Origin of the sequence: Mesorhizobium sp. B2-7-1, assembly GCF_006440735.1 — a bacterium.
In the GTDB taxonomy this organism is placed as follows: Bacteria; Pseudomonadota; Alphaproteobacteria; order Rhizobiales; family Rhizobiaceae; genus Mesorhizobium.
Genome location: NZ_VFUA01000049.1, coordinates 37,800 through 45,224, shown reverse-complemented (window position 1 = coordinate 45,224; position 7,425 = coordinate 37,800). Strand labels below are relative to the sequence as shown.

Genomic DNA, 7,425 nt, shown 5'->3' with positions numbered 1-7,425 from the left:
CTTCTGGCCGAAGATCGGCGGCAGCACCGTCATCGCGATGCCGCCGAAGAAGATCAGCGCCCAGATGGTGATGAAGATGGCGAAGAACAGATCGTCGGAGTTGAACGGCGCCTGCTCGTTGCGCTTGCCGCGCGCCTCCAGTTCCTCCGGATTGCCCTCCAGCACCATGATCATGTCGTCGACGGCCTTGGTGATGCCGCCGGAGAAATCGCCGGCGCGGAAAGCCGGCACCATGTCGTTCTCGATGATCAGCTTGGTGTGCAGGTCGGTCAGCGTGCCCTCAAGCCCATAGCCGACCTCGATGCGCATCTTGCGGTCGTTGGGCGCCACCAGCAGCAGCACGCCGTTGTTTTCCTTGGCCTGGCCGAGCTTCCAGAACCGGAACAGCCGGTTGGCGTAGGGTTCGATCTCCTCGCCGCCGAGGCTGGGAATGGTGGCGACGACGATCTGGTCGGAGCCTTTGGTCTCGAAATCGGCGAGCTTCTGCGTCAGCGCCGCGCGCGTGCCGGCATCGATGATGCCGGCATTGTCGACCACGCGGCCGGTCAGCGCGGGGAGATCGGCGGCGAGGACGGCGAGGGGGAGGAGGAAGAGGGCGGCAAGAAGGCCAAGGAAGGAGAGGCAGGCGCGAGGCACCCCCCTCTGGCCTGCCGGCCATCTCCCCCGCAAGGGGGGAGATTGGACGCTTCCTTGCCGGACTCCTCCTTCAGACGCCGAAAATTGGCGAAAACGCGGATGACGGCTGATCTCCCCCCTTGCGGGGGAGATGTCCGGCAGGACAGAGGGGGGTGTGAAGTAACTCAAGGCCTGCAAGCTCGATCAAATCTCAGCCGGGGCCGCTCACCCGCCCTGCTTGGTGGTGCTCGTGCCGAAATCGACTTTCGGCACCTGCATCTTGTCCTCGTCGACGGTGAAGTTGGCGAAGGGCTGGTTGCCCCGGAACCAGAAGGTCGCCCACAGCACGGACGGGAAAGTCTTCAGCGTCAGATTGTAGTCCCTGACCGCCTGGATGTAGTCGCGCCGCGCAACGGCGATGCGGTTCTCGGTGCCTTCGAGCTGCGCTTGCAGCGCCAGGAAGTTCTGGTTGGCCTTGAGGTCGGGATAGGCTTCCGACACCGCGATCAGCCGCGACAGCGCGCTGGTCAGCCCGGCCTGGGCATCCTGGAACTTCTTCAGCGCATCGGGATCCTTCAGCGTCTCGGGCGTCACCGTGATCTGCGTTGCCTTGGCGCGCGCCTCGACCACCGCATCGAGCGTGTCCTTTTCATGCGAGGCATAGCCCTTCACCGTCTCGACCAGGTTCGGGATCAGGTCGGAACGGCGCTGATACTGGTTGAGCACCTCGCTCCAGGCCGCATGCGCGTTTTCTTCCGCTGTCGGAATGGTGTTGTAGCCGCAGCCGGCAAGCAGCGGCAGCACGAAAGCCATCATCAGGAAGGCAGGCAGGGCGCGGAAGGGGGAGGGTAGTGAGAGGCGCTCGGTAATCATGATTGGTCCCTCGACAGAAGTTGCATGCGAAGCATTACCACAATCCACGCGTAAGAAAATGTCCGGGTCATGACGCCGGCTCCGGCTCAGCCGCGAACCACTGTGAATAGCAGCGCGAACAGGCTAAGCTGCGGGCAGGAAAGGGCAATTGCCATGGCAGAGCGCCGGGACGACGAGACCGAATCGCGCCGCATCCTCGAACGCGTGGCGCAGGAGACGGCGCCAGGCGGCGCATCGTTCATCGCCCGCGCGGCAAAGGACGCACGCGACCATGTCACCGCCGCCGACACCGATCGCGCCGATCCCATCGAATATTGGGGAACCCGCATTGGCCGAACGCTCGGCTTCGTCATTGCCATTGGGCTATTGGCCTGGCTGGTGTATGCCGCCACGCGTGGCTCTTTGTTTTGACGCAATTCCGGACGGAAGGGCTAACGGCGAAGTCGCCGAGCCTGACCGCTATACACTTTCGCTGGAATTGCTCTAGGAATCGAATCTCATGAGCGCAGAAAGAACCGACGCGCCGCGCGCGGTCATCGTCATCTCCAGCCATGTCGCCCGCGGCTCGGTCGGCAACCGCGCCGCCGTCTTCGCGCTGGAGACGCTGGGTTTCCCGGTCTGGGCGGTGCCTACCGTCATCCTGCCCTGGCACCCGGGCCACAGCCGGGCCACGCGCATCGTGCCGCCGCTCGACCAGTTCAAGGCGCTGATGGCCGATCTCGAACGGGCGCCCTGGCTGGGCGAGGTCAGGGCCGTGCTGTCGGGCTATCTCGGTGAGGCGGGCCAGGCCGAGGCCGTCGCCTCGCTGGTCGCGGCCGTCAAGGAGAAGACGCCGAACGCGCTTTACATCTGCGACCCGGTGATGGGCGATTCCGGCGGGCTTTACGTGCCCGAGCCGACAGCCGTCGCCATGCGCGACAAATTGATGCCGATCGCGGATATCGCGACGCCCAACCGCTATGAGCTGGAATGGATGGCGGGCGCGCCGCTGCCCGACATCAAGGCGGTGACGGCGGCAGCCCTTCATGCCGGGCCTTCGACCATGCTGGTGACCTCGGCGCCCGCGATGATGGCCGGCGGCACCGGCAATTTCCTACTCGACGGCAGCCAGGCGCTGCTCGCCGAGCACCGCTTGATCGAGAGGCCGCCGAACGGTCTCGGCGACCTGACGGCAGCCGTCTACCTAGCGCGCGTCCTTTCCGGGCAGCCGCCGGTCAAGGCGCTGCAATCGACCACCGCCGCCGTCTACGAGATCCTCGCCCGCACCGCCAAGCGCGGCGGCGACGAGCTACAGCTCGAAACCGACGCGCAGAGCCTGTCGCATCCCATGGCCATGGTGCAGCTGCGCCATCTCCTGCATCCTGGGCGGGACAAGCGGGCGTGAAACCAGCCGGCCAGGCGCTGGCCGGCGTCGACGGCTGCAAGGTCGGCTGGATCGCCGTCCATCGCGAAGCGCACGCCGCGCCATCGGTTTCGGTCTTTCCGAGCTTCCAGGCGCTGCTCGGCGCGCTGCCCGATGCCACCATCGCCGTCGACATGCCGATCGGCCTGCCGGAGTTCTCGGGCAAGGGCGGACGCGGGCCGGAAGCTCTGGTGCGGCCGCTGCTTAAGGCGCGGCAATCGAGCGTGTTCGCCATTCCCTCGCGCACGGCGCTCTATGCCGACACCAGCGACTTCACCACAATCGAGGCCTGGTATGCGGCGCATCGACGGGCGAGCGCGGTGGCCTTGGCAACCTCGGATCCGCCGCGCGGTGTTTCGATCCAGGCGTTCGGCATTTTTTCGAAGATCCGCGAGATCGATCAGCTGTTGATCGCGCGGCCCGAACTGCGTGGCCAGGTCTTCGAATCGCATCCGGAAGTGGCGTTCCGCCGGCTGAATGGCGGCACGGCGATGGAGCTGCCGAAGAAGATCAAGGGCGCGGTCAATCCGGCCGGCATGGAGGAGCGCAAGGCGCTGCTTTGCCGGCATGGCTATGAAAGAGCTTTTCTCGATCAGGCGCCGCCACGCGGCGCGGCGAGCGACGACTTCCTCGACGCGGCGGCCATGATGCTGATCGCCGGGCGCATCGCCAACGGCGCGGCGTCGCCTTCGCCCGATCCGCCGCCGACCGACCGTTTCGGCATTCCAATCGCCATCTGGGCATAGTCAAGCTCTACATCGAGGAGATAGAGCATGATGTCGCCCGAAACCGCTTCACACTTTTCGGCATCATGCTCGTCGCATCGCGATTGCGACCGGGTGATCAGCAATTCGGCATTGCCCGCGACCGGCTTTTGCCGTTAGAGCCTTTTTCGATCGCAACGAGCTGCCGCCTCCAACCCCCGGAAAGGCTCTAGCCGCCCATGCCCCATCTCCCCGAACATCTGCTGAACGGCTATCGGAACTTCATGAGTGGCCGCTATCCCGCCGAAAGCGGACGCTACCGCTCGCTGGCGCGGGAGGGTCAAGCGCCGGAGACGATGATCGTCGCCTGCTGCGATTCGCGCTCCGCCCCGGAAGCGATCTTCGATGCCGGCCCCGGCGAGCTTTTCGTGCTGCGCAATGTCGGCAATCTGGTGCCGCCCTATGAGCCGGACGGCGAGTTCCACTCGACCTCGGCCGCGCTGGAATTCGCCGTGCAGAGCCTCAAGGTGAAGAACATCGTGGTGATGGGCCACGGCCGCTGCGGCGGCATCCGCGCCGCGCTCGACACCAACTCGGCGCCGCTGTCGCCCGGTGACTTCATCGGCAAATGGATGAGCCTGATCGCGCCGGCCGCCGAGACCGTGGCCGCCAGCACGATGATGACGGCAACCGAGCGCCAGACGGCGCTGGAGCGTATTTCCGTCCGCTATTCCATCGCCAATCTGCGGACCTTTCCCTGCGTTTCGATCCTTGAGGGCAAGGGCAGGCTCGCGCTGCACGGCGCCTGGTTCGACATTTCGACCGGGGAGCTTTGGGTGATGAACAAGGAAACCGGCGATTTCGAGCGGCCCGAGCTTTAACGGAGGGGTGATGCAGCGGAGCTTGTGGAGGTTCCTTCTGGCGGCGGCGCTGCTCATGTCCACGCTCGTCCGTGCCAGCGCCGATGACGGCGCCATCATCGACCGCTGGTACTCGGCGCTGCTGGTCGCCGACCGCACCGAATTGTCCGACCTGCTTTCCGATGACGTGCGCATGAAGCTCGACGACATCGGCGTCGTCCAGAGCAAGCAGGATTTCATCGCCTCGATCGACGAATGGCAGGGCGCGGTCGCGGGCGCGGCGATCCGTCATCGCGTCGAAAAGAGCGAGAAGGGTGAGACCACGGTGCTCGCCTGCTACGATTTTCCCAGCAACGACACGCTGATGCGCGAGACCTTCATCGTTGCCGGCAACCGCATCGTCGCCAGCACCCAGACGGCGGTGGCGCAGGACTGCAGCGGTTATTAGTGTTTTGCATGGCAGGTCGCATGCGTCGGCGGTTGGCCGAAACCCCCGTCTCTTTGTCATCCACCGGCGGAGCAAGGAGCGAAGCGGCGCGGCGCAGACCCGAGGATCCATTCCGTGACTTCGGCCGTAGGTTGCAGCGGAGCAGAGTTCTGCACCGTTAGCGACGTTTCAATGTAACGGAATGGATCCCAGGGTCTACGCGACGCCGCTTCGCGGCTGCTCCGCCCTAGGATGACGAGGTTCGGAAGGCTTCAGCCAATCTCCAGCGTTTGCGATTAACCAGCGCGGCTCACCATTTCACGGAAAACGGCGAACCGCCCTATGCCTTGAATGCTCTAAGGCGAATCCCGGGGCGACCTGAGTTGCGCGATGCGCGGCATCGCCCTACATCCGGACAGCCCGCCCGCTCTCAATTCACCGAACTCCCCGATTGGACCTGCCTATGTCAAAAACCGTCGACCTCGCCGCCCATCCGCTGACCGTTTGGCAGGGGCCGCTCGGCCTGCCGGATTTCTCGCGCATCGGCGACGATGATTTCGGTCCGGTCTTCGACGCGGCGCTTGCGGCGCACCAGGCCGAGATCGACGCCATCGCCGGCAACAGCGAGGCACCGACGGTTCCCAACACGCTGGCAGCGCTGGAGTTGGCGGGCGAGCCGCTCGACCATGTCTCGTCGATCTTCTGGTGCCGCGCCGGCGCCCACACCAACGACGCGATCCAGGCGATGGAGCGCGAGGTTTCGCCGAAGATGTCACGGCATTTCTCGGCGATCTCGATGAACGAGAAGCTGTTTGCCCGCATCGACGACCTCTACCAGCGGCGCGACAGCCTGAAGCTCGATGCCGAGACGCTGCGCGTGCTGGAGAAGACCTGGAAGGGCTTTGTGCGGTCGGGTGCGAAACTGGACGCGGACGGCAAGAAGCGGCTCGCGGCGATCAATGAGGAACTCTCCTCGCTCGGTACCAAATTCGGCCAGAACGTGCTGGCCGACGAGCGCGACTGGGCGCTGTTCCTCGACGAGGCCGATCTTGCCGGCCTGCCCGATTTCCTGAAGAGCGCCATGGCCGAAGCGGCCGAGATGCGCGGCCAGAAGGGCCGCTATGCGGTGACGCTGTCGCGCTCGATCTACGAGCCGTTCTCGACTTTTTCCGAGCGCCGTGACCTGCGTGAGATCGCCTTCCACGCCTTCACGATGCGCGGCCAGAATGGCGGAACCACCGACAATACCGACGTGGTTCGGGACATGCTGAAGCTGCGCGCCGAGAAGGCAAAACTTCTGGGCTACGACTCTTTCGCGGCGCTGAAGCTCGACGACACGATGGCCAAGACCCCGAAGGCCGTGCACGACCTGCTCGATCCGGTCTGGGAAAAGGCGCTTGAGAAGGCGGCTGCCGACCAGAAGGAGCTGGAGCGGCTGGCCGCCGAGGCCGGCAGCAACGAGAAGTTCGCCGCCTGGGACTGGCGCTTCTACCAGGAGAAGCTGCGCGCCGAGAAATTCGCCTTCGACGAGGCGGAACTGAAGCCATATCTGCAGCTCGAACGCGTCATCGAGGCCTGCTTCGATGTGGCGACGAAACTGTTCGGCATCACCTTCGAGGAAAAGAAGGGCATCGCCGCCTGGCATCCCGATGCGCGTGTCTTCGTGGTGAAAAATGCCGACGGCAGCGAGCGCGGCCTGTTCCTGGCCGACTATTTCGCGCGGCCCTCAAAACGCTCAGGCGCCTGGATGAGCGCGCTTAAATCCGGCTACAAGCTCGGGCCGGGCGCCAAGCCGGTCATCTACAACATCATGAACTTCGCCAAGCCGCCGGCCGGCGAGGCAGCGCTGCTGTCGGTCGACGAGGCAAAGACGCTGTTCCACGAGTTCGGCCACGCGCTGCACGGCATGCTGACCGACGTCACCTGGCCGTCGGTTTCCGGCACGTCGGTCAGCCGCGACTTTGTCGAGCTGCCCTCGCAGCTCTACGAGCATTGGCTGACGGTGCCGGCGGTGCTGGAAAAGCATGCGCTGCACGTCAAGACCGGCAAGCCGATGCCGAAGGCGCTGCTCGACAAGATGCTCGCCGCCCGCACCTTCGGCGCCGGCTTCGCGACCGTCGAGTTCACCGCCTCGGCGCTGATCGACATGGCCTATCATGCGCGGCCGGACGCCCCTGCCGAGCCGCTTCGCTACGAGGCCGAAACGCTCGAGAAGCTGCATATGCCGGACACGATCGCGATGCGCCACCGCACCCCGCATTTCGGCCACGTCTTCGCCGGCGACGGATACTCAGCCGGCTATTATTCCTACATGTGGTCGGAAGTGCTCGACGCCGATGCTTTCGCCGCTTTCGAGGAGACGGGCGATGCCTTCAATCCGGAGCTGGCCGAACGGCTGAGGAAGAACATCTATGCCGCCGGCGGCTCGAAGGATCCGGAGGAGCTTTACACGGCGTTCCGCGGCAAGATGCCTTCGCCGGAAGCGATGATGGTGAAGCGCGGGCTGGTGTAGCGCCGGCAAATCTCCCCCCTCGAGGGGGAGAT

Annotated in this window: 8 protein-coding genes; 6 read left to right on the top strand and 2 right to left on the bottom strand. The window is 65.0% G+C overall.

Features of this window, described 5'->3' with window-relative positions; genetic code table 11:
* Nucleotides 1-636: YgcG family protein (locus tag FJ471_RS18985; protein ID WP_181179553.1), on the bottom strand; the 636-nt coding region annotated here is incomplete at its 3' end.
* A gap of 204 nt (nt 637-840) precedes the next feature.
* Nucleotides 841-1,488, bottom strand: a complete 648-nt coding sequence (locus tag FJ471_RS18975; protein WP_140805706.1) for a LemA family protein — start codon at nt 1,486-1,488, stop codon at nt 841-843.
* Nucleotides 1,489-1,641: 153 nt separating this feature from the next.
* Between FJ471_RS18975 and FJ471_RS18970 the strand changes: the two genes are divergently transcribed.
* The 6 genes from FJ471_RS18970 (at nt 1,642) to FJ471_RS18945 (ending at nt 7,393) form a co-directional block, all read left to right on the top strand.
* A complete protein-coding gene (locus tag FJ471_RS18970; RefSeq protein WP_140805705.1) occupies nt 1,642-1,899 on the top strand; it encodes a hypothetical protein in 258 nt (85 codons plus the stop codon).
* 88 nt (nt 1,900-1,987) lie between these two features.
* Nucleotides 1,988-2,872, top strand: coding sequence for a pyridoxal kinase PdxY (pdxY, locus tag FJ471_RS18965; protein ID WP_140805704.1), 885 nt, complete (start codon nt 1,988-1,990; stop codon nt 2,870-2,872).
* Nucleotides 2,869-3,636, top strand: coding sequence for a DUF429 domain-containing protein (locus FJ471_RS18960; RefSeq protein ID WP_140805703.1), 768 nt, complete (start codon nt 2,869-2,871; stop codon nt 3,634-3,636). Before pdxY ends, FJ471_RS18960 begins: the two co-directional genes overlap by 4 nt.
* 197 nt (nt 3,637-3,833) lie before the next feature.
* Complete coding sequence (locus FJ471_RS18955; RefSeq protein WP_140805702.1) at nt 3,834-4,475, top strand: carbonic anhydrase; 642 nt, start codon at nt 3,834-3,836, stop codon at nt 4,473-4,475.
* A gap of 55 nt (nt 4,476-4,530) precedes the next feature.
* The gene (locus tag FJ471_RS18950; RefSeq protein ID WP_246684764.1) at nt 4,531-4,902 is read left to right on the top strand and encodes a nuclear transport factor 2 family protein; all 372 of its coding nucleotides are present in this window, start codon (nt 4,531-4,533) and stop codon (nt 4,900-4,902) included.
* 436 nt (nt 4,903-5,338) lie between these two features.
* Nucleotides 5,339-7,393, top strand: coding sequence for a M3 family metallopeptidase (locus FJ471_RS18945; RefSeq protein WP_140805708.1), 2,055 nt, complete (start codon nt 5,339-5,341; stop codon nt 7,391-7,393).
* Nucleotides 7,394-7,425: the final 32 nt, after the last annotated feature.